Origin of the sequence: Streptomyces sp. AB3(2024) (assembly GCF_041862025.1) — a bacterium.
GTDB lineage: Bacteria > Actinomycetota > Actinomycetes > Streptomycetales > Streptomycetaceae > Streptomyces.
In genome coordinates this window covers 1-289 of record NZ_JBGWAB010000382.1, presented here as the reverse complement: position 1 = coordinate 289, position 289 = coordinate 1, and the positions used below count along the sequence as shown (strand labels likewise).

Here is a 289-nt window from a genome sequence, read left to right as displayed (position 1 = left end):
GTTCGACTCGCTCACGGCCGTCGAGCTGCGCAACCGGCTCGGCGCCGTCACCGGTGTGACCCTGCCGGCGACGCTGATCTTCGACTACCCGACGGCCTCCGCCCTCACCGCCTTCCTCCGCGACGAACTCCTCGGGACCCAGGCCGAGATCGCCGGACCCGTCGCCGTTGCGACCGATGACGACCCGATCGCGATCGTGGCGATGAGCTGCCGCTTCCCGGGTGGTGTGCGGACGCCGGAGGACCTGTGGCGTCTGCTGTCCGAGGGCGGTGACGCCATCGGTGAGTTC

1 protein-coding gene is annotated in these 289 nt (G+C 70.6%); it reads left to right on the top strand.

All coding sequences use genetic code 11. The features are described 5' to 3' along the window. A partial coding sequence (locus tag ACEPPI_RS40870) for a beta-ketoacyl synthase N-terminal-like domain-containing protein (RefSeq protein WP_373920295.1) occupies nt 1-289 on the top strand: 289 nt, incomplete at both ends.